This window comes from Citrobacter sp. TBCS-14 (genome assembly GCF_005280805.1).
GTDB classification, from domain to species: Bacteria; Pseudomonadota; Gammaproteobacteria; order Enterobacterales; family Enterobacteriaceae; genus Citrobacter; species Citrobacter gillenii.
Genome location: NZ_SZWM01000592.1, coordinates 1 through 232, shown reverse-complemented (window position 1 = coordinate 232; position 232 = coordinate 1). Strand labels below are relative to the sequence as shown.

Annotated in this window: 1 pseudogene; it reads left to right on the top strand. The window is 54.7% G+C overall.

The features are described from left to right. Positions 1-142: pseudogene (locus FDX22_RS20135) on the top strand (histidine/lysine/arginine/ornithine ABC transporter ATP-binding protein); the annotation flags it as partial. Between the last annotated feature and the right edge of the window lie 90 nt (positions 143-232).

Genomic DNA, 232 nt, shown 5'->3' with positions numbered 1-232 from the left:
AATGGGGTTTGCCCGCCATGTTTCCACGCACGTGATTTTCCTGCATCAGGGGAAAATTGAGGAAGAGGGCGACCCGGAGCAGGTATTCGGTAATCCGCAAAGCCCGCGTTTGCAGCAATTTCTCAAGGGCTCGCTGAAATAAGTGAGTTGCCCGGAGGCGTTACGCTTTCCGGGCCTACCGCTTTAACGCGCTGTACTCCAGACGATAAACCCAGTCGTCATACGCTATGCC